Genomic DNA, 19147 nt, shown 5'->3' with positions numbered 1-19147 from the left:
CACGCCGCCACGCCCCGCCCACTGACCGCCACGCGCCCGTGCCGCCGCGCGGGGCGCGGACGGCGGGCCGCACCCCGCGCTCTGCGGGCCGGGCGGAGTCAGCCCTTGTTGGCGCCGAGGGTGAGCCCGGACACGAACTGCCGCTGCAGCGCGAAGAAGACGATCAAGGTGGGCAGGGCGACCAGCATCGAGCCGGCGGCCAACAGGTTGTAGTCGGTGAAGAACTCTCCGCGGAGGTTGTTCAGCGCGCTCGTGATCGGCAGCTTGTCGCCGGTCGACATGAAGACCAGCGCCCAGAGGAAGTCGTTGTAGATCCAGGTGAATTCGAGAGTGGCCAGGGCGCCCAGGGCCGGACGGGACAGCGGCAGGATGACCCGCCAGTACTGGCGCCACACCCCGGCACCATCGACGACCGCCGCCTCGGTCAGCTCCGACGGGATGGTCTGCATGTAGTTATAGAGCACGAACACGCAGAAGCCGGTCTGGAACGCCACGTGGATCGCGATCACACCGAGGTACGAGTCGTAGACCGTGCCCGAGTCCGACAGCCAGTACGGCAGCGGGATCTTGTTGTACAGCGTGTACAGCGGCGTCACCATGACCTGCGGCGGGAGCAGGTTGCCGGCGGTGAACAGGATGAGCAGGGTCTTGCGGCCCGGGACCCGGAACCGCGCCAGCGCGAAGGCGATGAACGACGCGAAGAACAGGGTGAGCACCAGCGCCGGCGCCGTGATGATGAGCGTGTTCAGGAAGTACTTGCCCATTCCTCCCTGGCTCCACGCCTGCGAGTAGTACCGCAGTGACAGGTGATGCGGGAGGGACATGTACCCGTACTTGGCGGTCTCCGCGTACGGGCGCAGCGAGGCGTACACGGCCAGCAGCAGCGGCGCCAGCCAGCCCAGCGCGACCAGGGTGAGCACGACGTAGAGCAGGATCCGGGCCGGGCGCACTGGCCTGCGGTTGGGCCGGGAGCCCTCCCGCGGCCCGCCGCCAACCGTGTCGCGGGGCGCGGTGGTGGTCGTGGTCATCGCCGGTCCTCCCGCAGGATCTGGGTCAGGTACGCGATCACGAATCCGAGCGAGGTCGCCAGCAGGATCACTGCGATGGCCGACCCGAAGCCGATCCGGCTCGCCTCGCCCACGATGTTCGCGGTGACCAGGACGGAGAGCAGTTCGAGGCCGTTGCGGCCGGAGTTCACCGCGTACACGATGTCGAACGCGCGCAGCGCCTCGATCACGGTTATGACCAGGACGATCACGTTGATCGGGCGCAGCGTGGGGAAGACCACCCGGAAGAAGGTCTGCCGCTCGTTGGCCCCGTCGATGGTGGCGGCCTCCTTGAGCGCGGGGTCGACCGACTTCAGGCCCGCCAGGTACAGGATCATCACGTACCCGACGTGCCGCCAGGCCGCCGCCGCGAGGATCGCCCAGATGTTGATGCTGGGGTCGCCGAGGAAGTCGATCGGGTGCGAGGTGCGCCCGAGCACGGAGTTGAGCGCACCGTAGTCGCGGGAGTAGACCAGCTGCGCGATGAAGCCGACCACCGCCAGGGACAGCACCACCGGCATGTAGAAGATGCTCTGGTACACCCGGGTGAACCGGATCCGCTTGTCCAGCAGCACCGCGAGGAGCAGCCCGAGCGGTGTGGCGATGAACCCCAGCACGCCCAACCAGAGCAGGTTGTTGCGCACCGCCCGCCAGAACGGCTCGTAGATGGTCACGATCTCGTGGTAATTGCGCAGCCCAACCAGCTTGGGCGAGGTGAACCCGTTGTAGTCGGTGAAGGACAGCCCGATCGAGGTCAGCGTGGTGCCCCAGATCAGCACGATGTCCAGCAGCACCGGGATGCCGATCAGCAGGCCCAGGATGACCAGGTCTCGGCGGGTGAAGCGGCTCAGGCGCCGGCGCCTGCGGGCCGCGGAGGCCCGGGTGGCCGGCGCCTGAGCGCTGACGGGAGGCGACGCCACCGGGCGCCCTCAGTTGTCCTGGGCGAAGATGCTCTTCGCCTGGGCGTCGATGCTCTTGAGCAACCCGTCGATGTCGGAGGGCTTGTTGATGAAGCTCTGCAGGCTCGGGATCATGACCTGGGAGGCGAAGTCGGGCCGGGTGTCGCGGTCCATGAACTGCGAGATCTGCTTGGCCCCGGCGATGTACTCCTGGCACTTCTTCTGGAACGGCGTGAAGTTCGAGGTGTCCGCGCCGGAGTTGGTGGGGATGTTGCCACCGTCCACAGACTGGTAGGCGTTCTCCGCCGCCGGGGAGCCGAGGAACTTCATCAGCGCCTTCGCGGCGTCGATGTCCTTCGCCTTCTTGGCGACCATGAAGCCGTCGATCGGCGCCTCCACGGCGTCCTGCCCGAAGTCGGGATTGATCACCGGGTAGGGGAAGAAGTCCAGATCCGTGGCGTCGGACCCCTGGAACGACTGGGCGATCTGGCCGGAGCCGATCACCATCATCGCCGACTTCTTCTGCTGCACCGAGTTCGCCGCGTCCTGCCAGATCCGGCCGTTGGCGCCCTGCTGGTGGTACGGCAGCAGGCTCGCCCAGGTCGAGAAGACCTGTTTGACCTTGGGATCGGTCCACGACTCCTTGCCGGCCATCAGGCTGATATGGAAGTCGTACCCGTTCGTCCGCATGTTGATCTGGTCGAAGGTGCCCATCGCCGGCCATCCGTCCTTGTCGGCGAAGGCGAACGCGTCCATCCCCGACGACTTGATGGTCTTGCACAGCGCCGTCAGGTCGTCCAGCGTCTTGGGGACCTGCCAACCCTTGGCCTGCCAGACGCTCGGCCGGTAGAAGACCGCCCACGGGTAGTTGTAGAGGGGCACGAAGTACTGCTTGCCGTCCTCGCCCGTGGACGCCTTCTTGAGCGCGTCGCTGAAGCCGGTCAGCCCCGCCCACACGTCCGAGATGTCGGTGGCCAGCCCCTGCGCGGCGAAGAACTTCATGCGGTTGCCGGCGAACCAGCTGAACACGTCCTCCGGGTTGCCCTGCAGGTATCGGCTGATGTTCTCCTGGAAGCTGTTGTGATCCTGGGTGTTGGTTTTGACACTGACGCCGCTCGACTTCTGGTAGGCCGCCATAACCGCGGCGATGCCCTTCTTCGGAATGGCGTCGGAGTAGTTGGAACCGAACGTCACGGTCTTGCTGTTACCCGACGAACCACCGGACTTCCCGCAGGCGGCGAGGGCACCGGGGATGGCGAGCGCGCCGGCTCCGATGGCGGTGCCGCGCAGCATGCTGCGGCGCGACACGGTGCGGGACACGTTCGACGGAACCGGGCGGAGCGGCTGGTCGGGCGGTGACTGCGTCATGTGCCCCTCCTAGTCGTTGACGGGATGCGGTTGGATCAAAGATTCCAACGGAACCGTTCAAAACTCACCACAGTCCAGCGCCGACATCGACGCATGTCAAGGCTTGCCCGCCAATTCGTGTCGACTCCGTGACACGCCCGTGTCGGGCCAGCTACCGGCACCTGACCGGGGAGTCGCGAAGATTCCCGTTGACCCGGTGATGAGCGGAAAGGTGTCCTCTCTTGTTGACTAGTGGTGAAACCAGACGGCACCCTGTTGGCATGTCGTCACTCGCTCACCACATTGGCGCAGTCCGATCTGGCGATCACCTTTCGGAAGGCGAGCCCGGGCCGGTGTGGCGGCGCGACGCGGCCGGTCTCGACCCCGCGAACCACCCCGTCCCTCCCCCCGAGGAGGGGTGATGCTCGCCGCGCAGCGCCAGCAGGCCATCCACGAGATGGTCCAGCGGCTCGGCGGGGTGCGGGTCGGCGATCTGGTTCGGGAGTTCGGCGTATCGGACATGACAATCCGCCGCGACCTCGAGGCGCTCGCCGAACGCGGACTGGTCGCCAAGGTGCACGGCGGCGCGACAACGCTCGACCAGCACTCCACCGATGAGCCCGGGTTCGCCGCCAAGCTGGTGCGGCAGCGGGCCGAGAAGGAGTCCATCGCGGCCCGGGCCGCCACCCTGGTGCCGCCCGGCACCGCCATCGCGCTGTCCGCCGGCACCACCACCTGCGTGCTCGCCGGGCTGCTGCTCGACGTGCCGGGGCTGACAGTTGTGACCAATTCGGTACCAGTCGCGGACGCGTTCTACCGAGCCCATCGCGCCGACCAGACGGTCGTGCTCACCGGCGGCATCCGCACCCCGTCGGACGCGCTGGTCGGCCCGTTCGCCGTCAACGCCATCCGGTCGCTGAACGTGGACATTCTGTTCATGGGCGTACATGGGATGAGTACCCATGCCGGGTTCACCACCCCAAACCTGATGGAGGCCGAGACGGACCGGGCCCTGGTCGCGGCGGCCCGGCGGTTGGTGGTCTGCGCCGACCACACCAAATGGGAATTGGTCGGCATCTCGACTATCGCCGCCCTGCACGACGCTCATACGCTGATCACAGACTCGGGCCTGACCGGGGCGGCCCGCGACCAATTGGCCGCCGAGGTCGGCGAGTTGCTGGTCGCCGATTGACCGAGCGCAGCCGGAGCCGGTCCTTGGCGGAGGCGAGCACGGTCCCCATCGGCCCGACCGAGCGCAGCCGGAGCCGGTCCTTGGCGGAGGCGAGCACGGTCCCCCTAAGCCCGACCGCCGCAGCTCGGGCCGCCGGTGGCACTGAGCGGCACCGCACGGCTACCGACCGCCGACGTCGACCGGTCATCGGCGTCACCCACAGGTGGCCCCACGCGTCCTTTTGTCGACAATTACGATGAGAGCACACGCACGCCGAGATCCCGATGATCAGACTGGCACTCAACGGGCAAACAGCGAAGAATGGCCACCCAGGTGCGTCACTTGACCCAGGTAAGGTCGTACGCGGCACTGGCTCTGAGCGCCTAGGCTGTTCTGTGGGCATCGCGTAGCGCGTTTTCAACCGGGGAGGGGAGGACTGGTGACCCAGGTCGACGAGGGTCCCGACTCGCCCGGCGTGCCGGGGATATTGACGACCTTTGGTGTGCCAACGGTTGGTGAAGTTCTCGCCGAACGGTATGAGCTCCAGGAACACATCAACGACGACGCCTTCGGCCGGCAGGTCTGGCGCGGCATCGACGTGATCCTGCGCCGACCGGTCGCGGTGGTGCTGCGATACCCGGGCGGCGAGGCAGCGGTCGAAATGCTCGACGCGGCGGTCGCGGCCAGTCGGGTGGTCCACCCGCACCTGGTTGACGTCTACGACGCGATCGACGAGGGCAACCGCGCCTATGTGGTCCGGGAGTGGGTGGACGGCGGCTCGCTGCGCGAGCTGGTGGCCGAGGCGCCCCTGGATCCGGACCGGGCCACGTCGGTGGCCAGCGCGGTCGCGAGCGCGGTGGCCGCGGTGCACGCCACCGGCATGGCGCACGGCAACGTGCATCCCGGCACGGTGCTGATCGGCACTGACGGCCGGGTAGTGCTCGCCGACGCCAGGGCCGACGAGAACGCCACGATCGACGGCGACGTCCGGGCCATCGGCGGCGTGCTCTACTGCGCGCTGACCTGCCACTGGCCGCAACGCGAGGCCGGCCCCAACAGCCTGCCCGACGCCGTGCGCGATCCGGCCGGGGTGCTGGTGCCCCCGCGCCAGGTCCGCGGTGGGGTGCCCGGACACCTCTCCGACCTTGCCACCGACGTGCTCGACCCGGAGCTCGCGCCGCCTTCGGCGGACGTGCTCGCGGCAGAGCTGGGCCGGCTGGACAATGAACATCGGGAGAATGAGTTCTTCTCCGACGGCGGCCCGCTCGACTTCAATCAGCCGAGGTACGCCGACCCCGCCGCGCCGGAGGTCCGCCGCCCGGTCGGTCGCAAGCTCGCGATCGGCGTCGCCGCTCTGGTCGTGCTCGCCCTCATCGGACTACTGATCTCGACCAAGGTCTTCTCCGGCTCGGGCAACGACAACGACAGCCAGACGCAGGCGGCGACGTCGGGCACCAACCATCCGAGCGCCGCGGTTTCACCCCCGGCCGGCCAGCCGACACCGGTGGCGCTGAGCGGGAGTCAGGTTCGGATCATCGACCCGCAGGGTGACGGGGAGGAGCTGGACAACGCCGCCAACATGGTCGACGGCAACCCGGACACCGCCTGGAAGACCCAGCACTACCTGCACAGTGCCAACTTCGGTAATGACAAGTCCGGCATGGGTGTCTGGATCGACCTGGGTGCGCCCAAGAAGGTCGATCTGGTCAAGGTCGACTTCACGATCCCTGGCGCCACGGTTCAGCTCAAGGCCGGCAACGAGAACTACCCCTCCACCAGAGAGGGCGACGCGTCGACCGTGTCCAACTACAAGACGATCGGCCAGGTGAGGACGGACGCCCCGGCCACCACCACCTTCGTCGACGGCGACGGCCAGGCCGTCCGCTACCTGCTGGTCTGGATCACCTCGCTGCCGGAGTCGACGGACAAGCCCGGCCAGTGGCAGGTCGGCATCGATGAGCTCCAGGTCCTGGCGAACTGAGCCTGGGCGAAGCCGACCTTGGCGGACTGACGCTAAGGGGTCGTGATGGCGCGACCGGCCGGAACGCTACAGCCCGGGGATGACCCGGCGGTACTCGACGACGGGGCGCTGCTCGCCGCCCACGTCGCGGGCGACCCCGCCGCCTTCGGCGAGCTGGTCCGGCGCCACCGCGACCGGCTCTGGGCGGTGGCCCTGCGCACCCTCGGCGACCGCGAGGAGGCCGCCGACGCGCTCCAGGACGCGATGATCTCGGCCCTGCGCGCGGCCGACCGGTTTCGGGGCGAGGCGGCGGTCACCACCTGGCTGCACCGGATAGTGGTGAACGCCTGCCTTGACCGGATCCGGCGGCGCCAGGCCCGGCCAACCGTGGCGCTGGCCGACTCCGACCCGGTCCCCACCCCGGCGGTCGACTCCGACACCGCCCTGGACGTGCGGGCCGCGCTCGCCCGACTGCCGGAGGAGCAGCGGCTCGCCCTGATCCTGGTCGACGTCGAGGGCTACCCGGTCAGCGAGGCGGCGGCGATCCTGGGAGTGGCCGAGGGCACCGTGAAGAGCCGCTGCGCCCGCGGCCGGGCGAGACTCGCGGCACTCCTGGGCCACCTGCGGAACCCGGCACCGGACCGGACCGTCCGATCGGAGACGGGTACGAGCGGCAAGGGGGCGGGGTGAGCCCGATCAGCGAAGACGATCTCGACCGGCTGGCGAACTACGCCGCCGGAGTGCTCGACGCCGCCGAGGCCGCCGAGGTCGAGCGGCTCATCGCCGGTGAACCGGCATGGGCACGCGCGCACGCCCGGCTGTCGGCGGCGCAGCCGCGGCTGGATGAGGCACTTTCCGGGCTCGCTGGGGAGCCGATGCCGGCGGACCTGGCCGCCAGGCTCGATCTCGCGATCGCGGCCACAGCCGGCGAGTTGGCCGCCCGGAGGGTCGGTCCGCACGAGGTTGGGTCGGTTCCGATCGGGGCGGACGGGGCAGCTGGCGCGCCCCGCGTGGCGCCACGGCAGGCCGGTGCCGGCGCGTTGCCGGCCGCGGCCGCGCCGCGGGAGAACGCGCCTTCTCCGGCGCCCACGACCGAGCCGCGCCGGGTCGGGCCCGAGGCAATCCCGGGCGGGGCTCCGGCGCCGGGGGGCGGCGTGGCCACGGTTGTATCCCTCGCTCGCCGCCGGCGCTGGGGCCGCATGGCCGTCGGCGCCGCCACGGCCGCCGCGGTGGTGGCGGCGTGCTTCGGCGGCCTGACGCTGCTCAACAACGCGAAGGACCCGGGGGTGTCCTCCTCCTCCAGCGGCGCGAAGGCGGCCCCCGCCGTCCGAGGCGGGCAAGGCCCAGCCGCCGTGCCGACCACGGCCACCGGGACCGACTACACCCACGACACGCTGGCACTGGCCGGCTCCACGGCCTCCGGCCGACCGGCCGCGAGTCGGCAGGCCGAGTCCGTGCCGAACCTGCCGACCGGGCTGGCCCGCCTGGCCGAGCCCGCCGCTCTGGACGGCTGCCTGGCGGCAATCATGGCCGCCGAGGGCGGCCGGCCGGCCAGCGTCGAGTACGCCCGCTACCAGGGGCAGCCCGCGGTGATAGTGGTGCTGGCCGGCGGCTCCGCCCGGGTGGTCGCGGCCGGGCCGGACTGCGGCTCGCCGGGCCGGGGCGCCGCGCTGCTCGACAGCCTGCCGTAGGGCCCCGTCCAGGCGCCGGGGTGACCTGGCGCACCGCGCCGTTCTCCCGGGAATTTCCTGTTCGTACGATGGCGTTTGCGCGTGTGCGAGAGTCCTGGACAAGGAGCCGAAGTTGACTGACATCCGCAATCTGATCATCGTTGGCTCCGGACCGGCGGGGTACACGGCCGCGGTCTACGCGGCCCGCGCCAACCTCAAGCCCTTGATCATCGAGGGTGCCGCGTCCGGTGGCTCACTGATGACCACCACCGAGGTGGAGAACTTCCCCGGCTTCCCGGACGGCATCCTCGGCCCCGAACTGATGGACAGCATGCGTAAGCAGGCCGAACGCTTCGGTGCGGAGTTCATCACCGACGACGTCACCCGGCTGGCGCTGGAGGGCGACGTCAAGCGGGCCTGGATCGGCGAGACCGAGTACCAGGCGCGAGCGGTGATCTTGGCTACCGGTTCGGCCTGGCGGCCGCTCAACGTCCCCGGCGAGCAGGAGTACCTGGGGCGGGGCGTTTCGTCCTGCGCCACCTGTGACGGCTTCTTCTTCCGCGGCCAGCACATCGCGGTCATCGGTGGCGGCGACTCGGCGATGGAGGAGGCGAGCTTCCTCACCCGGTTCGCGGAGAGCGTGACCATCGTGCACCGGCGCGACGAGTTCCGGGCCAGCAAGATCATGGCCGAACGGGCGCTGGCGAACCCGAAGATCAAGGTCTCCTGGAACTCGGCGGTCACCGAGGTGCTGGGCACCGATGGCAAGGTGAGCGCGGTGCGCCTGCGCGACACGCTGACCGGCGAGGAGACGACCCTCGACGTCACCGGCGTCTTCGTGGCGATCGGCCACGACCCGCGCAGCGAGCTGCTGCGCGACCAGGTGGAGGTGGACGAGTCCGGGTACGTCCGGGTAGAAGCCCCCAGTACCCGCACCAACCTGACCGGCGTGTTCGCGGCCGGTGACGTCGTCGACCACACCTACCGTCAGGCGATCACCGCCGCCGGGACGGGCTGCGCCGCGGCCCTGGACGCCGAGCGGTTCATCGCCTCGCTGGAGGGCTGACCGACCACCCGCGGTCCGGCCGTTCCGGGCATCGGGCCCGGTAGCGGCCGGACGGCGGAGACGACGTGGTGATGTCAGACACCGAGAGGACAGTCCCATGGCAGCCAGCAGAATGGTCACCGACGCGACCTTCGCCGACGAGGTCCTGCGGTCCGAGATGCCCGTGCTGGTCGATTTCTGGGCAGAGTCGTGCCCTCCGTGCGGGCGGGTAGCGCCGGTGCTGGACGAGGTGGCCAGCGAGATGGGCGACCGGGTAAAGGTCGTGAAGTTGGACATCGACGCCAACCCGGACACTGCGCGCGCCTACGTAGTGCTGTCGGTACCGACACTGATCGTATTCAAGGACGGCAGGCCCGTACAGTCGGTGACCGGCGCCCGCGCAAAGGGTGACCTGGTACGCCTCGTCGAATCCGCCCTCTGATCCACGCCTCGACGCCAGCCGCGCCCCGCCACGCCGGCGGCCTATCGATCCCGCACCCGCCTCTCGCCGGGCGCCCCGGTCTCCGCTCCGTTACAGCGTGTGTGCCGGACGTCACCGGGTATGGGGACGCGGCGGGCCTCCGGCGGGATCGGAAAGCCGCGCAATACAGGGCGACGGTGGGGTGACGGGGGTACGCTCCGGTGGGCTTGCGGGTATCACCGAAAGTAGAGAGGCCGGGTGGCGCGGGCGGGGTTTGGATCGCGCCGAGAGACGGCCACTGAACGCTGATCGGGCCGGGCCCGATCGTGTTTTCGAGGGGAGCAGGATGCGTGCGATCCGGCGTGGCGACCGTGGCAACGCGGTCGCGGAGATCCGCTCGATCCTGCGTAGCCTGGAGTTACTGCCGACACAGCAGGAGCTGAGCGCTCGGGCTGAGTTTGATGAGCAGACCGAGATAGCGGTACGGGCCTTCCAGCAGAGCCGTGGGTTGTCCGTCGACGGCCAGGTAGGGGACGAGACCTGGCGCGCGCTGGACGCCGCCCGGTGGCGGTTGGGTGCCCGCACCCTCTACCAGTCGGTGCCCGACCCGCTGGTGGGCGACGACGTCCGGCAACTCCAGGAGCGCCTGCTGGAGATGGGATACGACGTCGGCCGCGCGGACGGCATCTACGGCTCGCGAACCGCCCGGTCGGTGGCCACGTTCCAGCGCGAGGTCGGGCTTCCCCCGGACGGCGCCTGCGGCCCGCACACCATGCACGCGCTGCGCCGCCTCGGTCGCAAGGTGGTCGGCGGTGCCCCGCTGGCGCTGCGTGAGATGGCGAAACTGCACGGGTCGGGCCGGGCCCTTATCAACAAGACCATCGTTATCGACCCCGGGCACGGCGGCCCCGACCTGGGCGTGGTGGTCCCCGACGGGGTGCTCCGCTGGACCGAGGCCGACCTCGCCTACGACCTCGCCGCCCGCCTGGAGGGCCGGCTGGGCGCGGCCGGTATGCGGGTGTACCTGACCCGGGGACCGGCGCCAGCGGCCGAACTGGGCGACCGCGAGCGGACCCAGCTCGCCAATGACCTGAACGCCGACCTGTTCATCTCCCTGCACATCGACGGGAACGAGAATCAGGACGCGTGCGGCGTGGCCACCTACCACTACGGCTCCGACAACGGAGTGAACTCGACCGTCGGCGAGCGACTGGCCGGCCTCGTGCAGCGCGAGATCGTGATGCGCACCGGCATGCAGAATTGCCGTACCCACGCCAAGACCTGGGAGTTGCTGAGGCTGACCCGGATGCCGGCGGTGCGGGTGGAGGTCGGGTACCTCTCCTCGGCCACCGACCGGGCGCAGCTGATCGATCCGCTGTTCCGGGAGCGGGTGGTCGAGGCGATCGTCGCTGCCGTGCAGCGCATGTATTACCCGGTCGAGGACGACGTGCCGACGGGGTCGATCGACGTCTCGTCGCTGCGCGCCACGGTCGCGGCCACGCCCTGACGTTCCGGGGCCTCGCGGCCTCAGAACGAGGTCGGCTCAGAACGAGGGTCGGCGGCTCAGGACGAGGTGGACCTTGTCGCCGGGCGGACCGGGCGCAGCAGCGACTCCGGGCTCATCGAGCCGAGCAGCTTCTCCAGCGCGTACTCCACATCGGACTTCCAGGACATCGCCGTACGCAGCTCCAGCCGCAGCCGGGGAAACCGGGGGTGCGGGCGCACCGTCTTGAAGCCCACGGACAGGAAGAAGTCCGCGGGGGCAAGGCAGCCGCCCCCGCCCTCGGGCAGCTCGCCGAACTTCGCGTCGCCGAACGCCTCGATGGCCTTGATCCCGCGCTTGGTCAGATCGCGCGCCACGCCCTGTACGAGCATCCGGCCCAGCCCGCCACCGGCGAACGGCGCGACGATGTTCGCGGTCATCAGCAGCGCCGCGTCCGCCGACACCGGCGACGTGGGGAACGCCATGGAACGCGGCACGTAGGCCGGCGGCGCGAACATCACGTAACCGGCGGGCATGCCATCGACATACGCGAGCTTGCCGCACGAACCCCACTCGAGCAGGGTCTGCGACACCCAGGCCTCCTTCTCCAGGCCCGGGTCACCGGCCTCGCGGGCGCGCTCCGCGGCCACCGGGTCGAGTTCCCAGTAGACGCAGCGCCGGCAGGGACGCGGCAGATCTTCCAGCGTGTCTAGGGTCAGATTGACCAGGCGTCGCGACATCGGCAGATCCCTCGGGACCCTTCGAGTTCGACAAGGCGCCGCCCCCTTTGTCCCAAGTCCAGAATCGTACGCTGGAAACGACTGCTGCGGGAGATGTCGAGCGGAGTACGATCAACGCACCTGGCGCCTGGCCGCAGGTACGGTGGCAGCGCGGCCGCTGACCAGCGCGGCGCCCCCGCGCCGCAAGGGAGGGCACGTGACGGGCACGACGCTTGACGACTATACCGATCGCTACGCGCAACGCGTACGTGGCATGACGGCGTCGGAGATCCGAGCTCTGTTCGCCGTTACCAGCCGACCCGAGGTGGTCTCCCTGGCCGGCGGCGCACCGTTCGTCTCCGCACTTCCACTCGACGCCGTCGGCGAGATGCTCGGCCGCCTCGGCGGTCCGCAGCACGGGGCCACCACCCTGCAGTACAGCGGCGGCCAGGGCGACATCGCCCTGCGCGAGCGGATCTGCGAGGTGATGTCGCTGGCCGGCATCGACGCCTCGAACGGCGCCTCTCCCGACGACGTGGTGGTGACGGTCGGCGCCCAACAGGCGCTGGACCTGGTCTCCCGAGTCTTCCTCGACCCCGGCGACGTGGTGCTCGCCGAGGGGCCGAGCTACGTCGGCGCGCTCGGCGTGTTCCAGGCGGCGCAGGCCGACGTGGTGCACGTACCGATGGACGAGGAGGGGCTGATCCCGGCCGCTCTGACCGAGGCCCTGGCCACGGTGGCGAGCGCGGGCAAGCGGGCGAAGTTCCTCTACACCGTGCCCACGTACCAGAACCCCGGAGGTGTGACGCTCTCCGAAGCGCGCCGGGAGGAGATCCTGGCGATCGCCGAGCGCGCCGGCCTGCTGGTCATCGAGGACGACCCGTACGGGCTGCTGGGCTTCGACGGGGAGCCGGTGCCTGCGCTGCGCTCCCGGCGCCGCGACGGCGTGCTGTACCTGGGCACGTTCTCCAAGACGTTCGCGCCGGGCATGCGGGTGGGCTGGGTGCTCGCCCCGCACGCGGTACGCGAGAAGCTGGTCATCGCGTCCGAGGCGCAGATCCTGTGCCCGAGCATGTTCGCGCAGACCACGATCTCCACCTACTTCGCGACGATGCCCTGGCGCGAGCAGATCAAGTCATTCCGGGAGATCTACCGGGAGCGCCGGGACGCGCTGCTGTCGGCGCTGAGCGACATGATGCCCGCCGGCACCCGTTGGACCCGCCCCGAGGGCGGCTTCTACGTGTGGCTGACCCTGCCCGAGGGGCTGCACTCCAAGGAGATGCTTCCCCGGGCGATCGCGGCGCGGGTCGCGTATGTCCCCGGTACCGGCTTCTACGCCGACGGGTCGGGAGGATCGCACCTGCGGCTGTCCTACTGCTTCCCGACTCCGGAGCGAATCCGCGAGGGCGTACGGCGGCTGGCCGGCGTCCTCGACGAGGAGATGAAGATGCGCGAGGTGTTCGGCACCGCCTCTCCGGGTACCCGGCCGGCCGTGTCATGGACGCCCGCCGCCACATTCAACGCGGCGGCCGCGAACCATCCCGCACCCGGTCTGGAATGATCGACCTCCGGTCGCCCGGCGCGCGCCGTGTTATGCCGGCGGACGGGCGACCGGAGTCAGGAGAGCCATGGACACGCATGTTCTGATCCTTGCCGGCGGACTGTCGTACGAGCGCGAGGTGTCATTGCGCTCCGGGCGCCGGGTACTCGACGCGCTACGGGCGGTCGGCATCGAGGCGGTACTCAGCGACGCGGACGTGACGCTGCTTCCCGCGCTGGCGGCCGATCGCCCGGACGCGGTCATCGTCGCCCTGCACGGAGCGCCGGGCGAGGACGGTTCGCTGCGCGGAGTACTCGACCTGTGCGGGGTGCCGTACGTCGGCTGCGACGCGCGGTCGTCCCGGCTCGCCTGGGACAAGCCGTCGGCCAAGGCCGTACTACGGGAAGCCGGCATCCCCACGCCGGATTGGGTAGCCCTGCCGCACGACCGGTTCTCCGAACTCGGTGCGGTTGCGGTGCTCGATCGCATCGTCGACCGGCTCGGCCTGCCGTTGATGGTGAAGCCGGCGCAGGGCGGCTCCGGACTGGGCGCGGCCGTCGTCCGGGAGGCCGGCGAGTTGCCGGCCGCCATGGTCGGCTGCTTCGCGTACAACCAGACGGCGCTTGTCGAGCGGTACGTACCCGGGGTGGACATCGCGGTGTCGGTCATCGACACGGGCGAGGGGCCGACCGCACTTCCGGCCGTGGAGATCGTTCCGCAGAACGGGGTGTACGACTACGCCGCCCGGTACACCGCGGGGCTCACGACCTGGCACGCGCCCGCCCGGCTCGAGCCGAAGCTCGCTGCCTCGGTGGCAGACCTGGCGGTCGCCGCGCACACCGCGCTGGGGCTGCGGGACCTTTCCCGGGTCGACCTGATCGTCGGCGAGGGCCGCGAGGTGCAGGTGCTGGGGGTCAACGTGGCACCCGGAATGACGGAGACGTCGCTCCTGCCGCTCGCGGTCGGGGCCGCCGGGCTGGACCTCGGCAAGCTGCTCGCGACTCTGGTGAACCGCGCGATCGAGCGGGGAGCCGACGGCCCGGCGTAGGGCAAGCCTCGACAGAAACGACAACGGCCCCGCTCTGAGAGCGGGGCCGTTTCACGTGAAACATTCGGCGGGATGTTGGTTTGCCGGGGCAGACGGTGGTGTGTCGCCAGAACCGAATTCAGAGCCTTGGCCCAGAACGCGGCGGTCACGCGCCTCGGCGCTGCCCGCGATCCCGATCGCGCCCGGATCCCGATCGCCCGCCGAAGTCGTCGATCCGTTGGGTCACCGGGCCCACCGATCCCGTTGCGCCCGCCGGCCGTCGAGTCCGTCGGGTTTCGTCAGGCGGTCGGGCTCCGTCGAGGAGAGGCAGCGCTCAGCCGGTGCGGACCGCCGGACGATCGGCCCGGTGACGATGCGCGCCTTGGCGAAACTCGGCCCTCGCGATCCGGCGGAGTGTCGTCCGGCGGCGCCGAGTCCTGACCGAACTCGATCCTCGCGATTCGGTGTCCGACCAGCCCATCGGGTCGGCGCATCCGGGCGAGACCTAGGCGAGGTCTGGCCACAGCGTCGGCCGGCCGCCCACCGCGCCGCCGGGGCGTGCGTGGTTCGCCGCCGGGCGGGGCCGGTGTGGCGGGCCGGGCGGGACCGATGGAGTGGCGGTGCGGATCAGGCGGGTCGGGCCTGCCGGGCGAAGCTCAGGCTCCCACGATCCGACGGACGAATCGGCCCGGCGATTCCGGCGGCCCGATCGATCCCGCCAGGCCCGGCCACTTTCCAGAGTCCGGTGACTCCCAAGGGTTGGCGACTTCGGCAGGCCCCGACGACTCCCGAAGGACCGGCGGGCCCGTCGACCCGGCGGGACGGAGGCGGCCGCAGCCCCTGCGGTCCGCCGGCCCGGCCGAGGTTCCGCTAGGAGACCGCGGGAGACGCGGCCGGGTGGGGACCCGGGGTCGGCGGGTTGCCCGGAGAGGGCACGGTGCTCGGAACGACGGGCTTCGGGATGCCGGGCGTCGGGCGGTTACGAGGGGCGGCTTCGCTCCCGGTCGCCACGCCGGCCCCTTCGGTCGATGCTGTGTCCCCGGGCGCTGCGCCGGGAAGCACTCGAGCCTCACCGGATCGGTCCTCGGCCGGCGTCGCGCCGGAGCCCTCGGCGCTCGACACGATCTCGGGCCCGGACGGGCCCGGGGTGTCGGCCACGATCTCGGACTTGAACGTCGATGGTGCCTGCCACTCGATCCGCGGCGGCTCGGCCAACGGGCGGCCACCGAACTCGGCGAGCCAGGCGGCGACGAGCGCGAGATTCTCCCGCCACTGCGGTTCGGAGATCGGCGGCAGGATCTCGTCCCAGAGAGACAGGAACGAGCCGCGCAGTTGCAGCCGGCCGAGCGGCCGGGCCAGGAACCACAGGTGCAGGTGAGCCGAACCGTCACCCCAGCGGTTCACGTGAACCCGGGCCACGCCGTCCAGCGACCGGATCGCACGCTCCAGGCGGACCGTCATTACGCCGAGCTCGGCGGCGAGCAGGTTCGGCAGGTCTCCCAGGTCGAGGTGCGAGCGCGACTCGAGGATGAGAACCATGGGCAGACCGGTGGGGCGATCCATCGCGCGCACCCGCCAGCGCTCACTCACCCAGATGTAGGCCTCGTCCGGAGCGCTACACGCGAGGCAGCTGCCAGCGTCCTCGCCTTGTCGTGGGGGCTCATGATCGGCGATCGGCTCCAGCGGCTTGACCCGCAGGTCGCCCTCGAACGGAAAGCTTGGCCAGGAAACGAAGTCCGGGAGTTTGGCAGGGGTGTCGGGCACGAGACAAACCTAGCGGAGCCGGGCGCCGATGTCGTCACCCGATGGGGCACCCGACAGAGGAAGGAACCCACCAGACCGCCTCGCTGACCGCATGGAAGCCGAGACTCTCGTATAGGGGACGCCCCTGTTCCGTCGCGGTGAGCGTCACGGCCACGTCCGGATGGGCGGAGAGGATGCTCTCCATGAGCGCCCGGGCGACTCCGTAGTGCCGGTGCTCGGGCAGAGTCGCCACCTGATACACGCCGAGGCTCGTCCCGTCGTGGTACGTGTACGCCGCCCCGGCCGGTACGTCGGCGCGCCGACCGAGCCACACCTGCCAACCGGGGATGCCGAGCACCCGCGGCGGCATGGTGCGACCCAACATCTCCGGCTCGAGCCGCGCCGGCGGAAACACCGCCGCGATGATCTGCTCGGCTGCGCCGAGGGTATCGGGGTCGCCCACGATCTCCACCGGACCCGGGCTCCGCTCGCCGTCAACCGACCGAGCCTCCGGGGGGCGCACCATCACGGGCATCCGGAATCGCCGCTCGAATCCGAAGGGTTCGAGGTCCAGGGTGCCGCTGGGATCCTCCACGATCCGGCGGGGCAGCTCGACGCGTGGGAGCATCAGGGCGCTGACCCTCGCTTTGGTCTCCGCCGACGCGTGGCCGGCGTCGAGGACGATGCCCCGCAGCGCGTGGTACGGGGAGGCGCGCAAGATCCGAAGCTGCCGCGTCCACGCGAGCAGCTCGCCGTGCCCGTCCGCCAGCGCCCACCACATCGCCGCCGCGTTCCTCGCATGGATCTCGTAACCCACCATGACTGGGCAGTCTCCCAAACCGTCGTCCACAGGCCCTCACCCCGTTTTACGCGCGGTTTCACGTGAAACGGAGCGCCCTGTGGATAACTTCTGTGGACAGACGGAGGCCCGCCGAAAACGGCGGGCCTCCAGTTTGTGGTCGCGTCAGCCCTGGCCGCCGCGGCCCTCTACGCCGATGATGCCGACAATCCGCTCGAGGTCGTCGACGGTCGCGAACTCGATCGTGATCTTCCCCTTGCTCCGACCGATGTCCACCTTCACGCGGGTGTCGAAGCGATCGGACAGCCGCTCCGCCAGATCGGTGAGGGCCGGGGCGTGTGCCTTGGCCCGCCGCTTGGCCGCCGGCTTGGCGGGGCCTTCCGACGCCGCGAGCGCGACCAGCTCCTCGGTCGCCCGGACCGACAGTCCCTCGGCCACGATCCGGGTGGCGAGCTCCTCTTGCCGGTCGCGGTGTTCCATGCCGAGCAGTGCCCGGGCATGCCCGGCCGAGAGGACCCCGGCGGCCACCCGCCGCTGGACCTGAGCCGGAAGGTTGAGCAGCCGGATCGTGTTGGAGATCTGCGGCCGGCTGCGGCCGATCCGCCGGGCCAGCTCCTCGTGTGTCACGCCGAACTCGTCGAGCAGCTGCTGATACGCCGCCGCCTCTTCGAGCGGATTCAGGTTCGCCCGGTGGATGTTCTCCAGTAGGGCGTCCCGGAGCATCGCGTCGTCGCGGGTGTCCCGGATGATCGCCGGTATCGCCTCGCGACCGATCGCCTGGGCGGCCCGCCACCGACGCTCGCCCATGACGAGTTCGTACTTCTGCGGCCCGATCTCTCTGACCACGATTGGCTGAAGGAAGCCGACCTCCTGGATCGACACCTTCAGCTCGTCGAGCGCCTCGTCGTCGAAGACGGTCCGGGGCTGCTTCGGGTTCGCCACTATCGCGTCGACCGCAACCTCGGCGAACCGGGCACCCGGTACCGGCGCCAGTCCGTCCTGGTCCGCGACGACCTCGACCCGGGCGGCAGGACCAGCCGGCGCCGGCTGGCCGGACTCGACGGCCGGAGACGCCGGAGACTCGGGCTGCGGATCCGGTGCGCCGGCCGGCTGTACCGGGACATCGGCCGGTGGGGGCGGTGCGGCCGGCACGGGGGCGGCGGTGGGTATCAGGGCCCCGAGCCCCCGGCCCAGGCCCCCCCTTGGCTTACTCATGCCAGTCCTCCTACCCGGGCTCCCCGCTCGGCGATCTCCTGAGCGGCCTCGAAGTAGCTGATCGCACCCCTGGACCCGGGATCGTAGGTCATGACCGACTGGCTGTAGCTCGGCGCCTCTGACACCCGGACGTTGCGGGGGATCACCGCGTGCAGGACCTTGTCCCCGAAGTGCGCGCGAACATCCTGCTCGACGAGGTCGGCGAGCCGGGTCCGGCGGTCGTACATGGTGAGGAGCACGGTCGAGATGTCCAGCGCCGGGTTCAGGTGCGACTTCACCAAAGCGATGTTGCTGGTGAGCGCCTGCACGCCCTCGAGCGCGTAGTACTCGCACTGGATCGGGATCAGTACCTCCTGAGCGGCCACCAACGCGTTGACGGTCAGAAGGCCGAGGGAGGGCGGGCAGTCGATGAAGACGTAGTCGTACTCGGTCTGGCACGCCTGGATGGCGCGCGCCAGCCGGGACTCGCGGGCGACCACGGAGACCAGCTCGATCTCGGCGCCGGCGAGGTCGATGGTCGCCGGCACGCACGACAGGTTCGGGATGCCATCCACCTGCTGGGTGACCTCGGCGAGCGGCGCGCTGTCGATGAGGCAGTCGTACACGTCCGGCACACCCACGTGGTGGGGGACGTTCAGTCCGGTCGACGCGTTGCCCTGGGGGTCGAGGTCGATGACCAGTACCCGGTTGCCGTGAAGCGCCAGGGCGACGGCGATGTTGACCGCGGTGGTGGTCTTGCCCACCCCGCCCTTCTGGTTCGCGACTCCGATGACACGGCGATGAGCGGGCCGCGGCATGGTGATCTCGCCGCTCGGGTTGAGTACCTTCACAGCCCGTTCGGCCTCCTGAGCAAGGGGTGGGTCATCGGTTTCACGTGAAACATTCGCTTGAGCGTCGGGCGCCCCGGCGCCGAGAGGGGTCCCATTGGGCGCCGCCCGGGGAGACGGAACCGGCGGAGTCGAGTCGTACGCCGGGGGAACGGTCGCGGCGGCCCCTCCGGAGTACCCGGTGTCAGAACGGGGGCGGGAATCGACCTGCGGATCGCCCCCGGCACCCACCGCC

The 19147-nt window shown here is 70.3% G+C and carries 17 protein-coding genes; 9 read left to right on the top strand and 8 right to left on the bottom strand.

The genetic code is table 11. The features are described 5' to 3' along the window. Positions 1-98: 98 nt before the first annotated feature. From ABEA87_RS20680 to ABEA87_RS20670, 3 genes are read right to left on the bottom strand one after another with little or no spacing between them, the layout of a single operon-like run. Positions 99-1028: a carbohydrate ABC transporter permease gene (locus ABEA87_RS20680; RefSeq protein ID WP_345631829.1), complete on the bottom strand. Its 930-nt coding sequence runs from the start codon at positions 1026-1028 to the stop codon at positions 99-101. Continuing rightward, entirely contained in the window at positions 1025-1966 is a 942-nt protein-coding gene (locus tag ABEA87_RS20675; RefSeq protein ID WP_345631827.1) for a carbohydrate ABC transporter permease, read from the bottom strand. Before ABEA87_RS20675 ends, ABEA87_RS20680 begins: the two co-directional genes overlap by 4 nt. A 9-nt stretch (positions 1967-1975) precedes the next feature. Beyond that, positions 1976-3313: an ABC transporter substrate-binding protein gene (locus ABEA87_RS20670; protein ID WP_345631825.1), complete on the bottom strand. Its 1338-nt coding sequence runs from the start codon at positions 3311-3313 to the stop codon at positions 1976-1978. 400 nt (positions 3314-3713) lie between these two features. On the opposite strand from ABEA87_RS20670, the gene ABEA87_RS20665 reads away from it, so the two are divergent. The 7 genes from ABEA87_RS20665 to ABEA87_RS20635 all read left to right on the top strand — a co-directional run bounded on the left by ABEA87_RS20665 (position 3714) and on the right by ABEA87_RS20635 (position 11066). Then, entirely contained in the window at positions 3714-4484 is a 771-nt protein-coding gene (locus ABEA87_RS20665; protein ID WP_345631823.1) for a DeoR/GlpR family DNA-binding transcription regulator, read from the top strand. Positions 4485-4902: 418 nt separating this feature from the next. Then, positions 4903-6444 (top strand): protein kinase family protein, encoded by a 1542-nt coding sequence (locus ABEA87_RS20660; protein WP_345631821.1) that lies wholly within the window; start codon positions 4903-4905, stop codon positions 6442-6444. A gap of 45 nt (positions 6445-6489) precedes the next feature. After that, positions 6490-7113 (top strand): RNA polymerase sigma factor SigM, encoded by a 624-nt coding sequence (sigM, locus tag ABEA87_RS20655; protein ID WP_345631819.1) that lies wholly within the window; start codon positions 6490-6492, stop codon positions 7111-7113. Then, the gene (locus tag ABEA87_RS20650) at positions 7110-8114 is read left to right on the top strand and encodes a hypothetical protein (RefSeq protein WP_345631817.1); all 1005 of its coding nucleotides are present in this window, start codon (positions 7110-7112) and stop codon (positions 8112-8114) included. The genes sigM and ABEA87_RS20650 overlap by 4 nt, the downstream gene beginning before the upstream one ends. A 112-nt stretch (positions 8115-8226) precedes the next feature. Further along, on the top strand, positions 8227-9159 hold the full coding sequence (trxB, locus tag ABEA87_RS20645; protein WP_345631815.1) for a thioredoxin-disulfide reductase: 933 nt from the start codon (positions 8227-8229) through the stop codon (positions 9157-9159). Between the two features lie 97 nt (positions 9160-9256). Next, positions 9257-9580, top strand: a complete 324-nt coding sequence (gene trxA / locus ABEA87_RS20640; RefSeq protein WP_345631813.1) for a thioredoxin — start codon at positions 9257-9259, stop codon at positions 9578-9580. Positions 9581-9905: 325 nt separating this feature from the next. Then, the gene (locus ABEA87_RS20635; RefSeq protein ID WP_345631811.1) at positions 9906-11066 is read left to right on the top strand and encodes an N-acetylmuramoyl-L-alanine amidase; all 1161 of its coding nucleotides are present in this window, start codon (positions 9906-9908) and stop codon (positions 11064-11066) included. A 56-nt stretch (positions 11067-11122) separates the two neighbouring features. Here the strand turns inward: ABEA87_RS20635 and ABEA87_RS20630 are convergent, their stop codons facing one another. Beyond that, a complete protein-coding gene (locus ABEA87_RS20630; protein WP_345631809.1) occupies positions 11123-11782 on the bottom strand; it encodes a GNAT family N-acetyltransferase in 660 nt (219 codons plus the stop codon). A gap of 196 nt (positions 11783-11978) precedes the next feature. Here ABEA87_RS20630 and ABEA87_RS20625 point away from each other — a divergent pair, with 196 nt between their 5' ends. Together ABEA87_RS20625 and ABEA87_RS20620 are read left to right on the top strand one after the other, a co-directional pair. After that, complete coding sequence (locus ABEA87_RS20625; protein ID WP_345631807.1) at positions 11979-13322, top strand: aminotransferase-like domain-containing protein; 1344 nt, start codon at positions 11979-11981, stop codon at positions 13320-13322. A gap of 67 nt (positions 13323-13389) precedes the next feature. Next, positions 13390-14349 carry a D-alanine--D-alanine ligase family protein gene (locus ABEA87_RS20620; RefSeq protein WP_345631805.1) on the top strand — a complete coding sequence of 320 codons (960 nt, stop codon included), beginning with the start codon at positions 13390-13392 and terminating at the stop codon, positions 14347-14349. A gap of 849 nt (positions 14350-15198) precedes the next feature. On the opposite strand, the gene ABEA87_RS20615 is transcribed toward ABEA87_RS20620, so the two are convergent. The 4 genes from ABEA87_RS20615 to ABEA87_RS20600 all read right to left on the bottom strand — a co-directional run bounded on the left by ABEA87_RS20615 (position 15199) and on the right by ABEA87_RS20600 (position 19143). Further along, the gene (locus tag ABEA87_RS20615; RefSeq protein ID WP_345631804.1) at positions 15199-16092 is read right to left on the bottom strand and encodes a hypothetical protein; all 894 of its coding nucleotides are present in this window, start codon (positions 16090-16092) and stop codon (positions 15199-15201) included. Positions 16093-16126: 34 nt separating this feature from the next. Continuing rightward, positions 16127-16891, bottom strand: coding sequence for a GNAT family N-acetyltransferase (locus ABEA87_RS20610; RefSeq protein WP_345631802.1), 765 nt, complete (start codon positions 16889-16891; stop codon positions 16127-16129). A 144-nt stretch (positions 16892-17035) separates the two neighbouring features. After that, positions 17036-18085, bottom strand: a complete 1050-nt coding sequence (locus ABEA87_RS20605) for a ParB/RepB/Spo0J family partition protein (protein WP_345631800.1) — start codon at positions 18083-18085, stop codon at positions 17036-17038. After that, positions 18082-19143 carry a ParA family protein gene (locus tag ABEA87_RS20600; RefSeq protein WP_425570931.1) on the bottom strand — a complete coding sequence of 354 codons (1062 nt, stop codon included), beginning with the start codon at positions 19141-19143 and terminating at the stop codon, positions 18082-18084. Before ABEA87_RS20600 ends, ABEA87_RS20605 begins: the two co-directional genes overlap by 4 nt. Positions 19144-19147: the final 4 nt, after the last annotated feature.

This window comes from Rugosimonospora acidiphila (genome assembly GCF_039543385.1).
GTDB classification, from domain to species: domain Bacteria; phylum Actinomycetota; class Actinomycetes; order Mycobacteriales; family Micromonosporaceae; genus Rugosimonospora; species Rugosimonospora acidiphila.
Note: the sequence above shows the minus strand (reverse complement) of the source record. Positions and strands in the feature narration are given on the sequence as shown.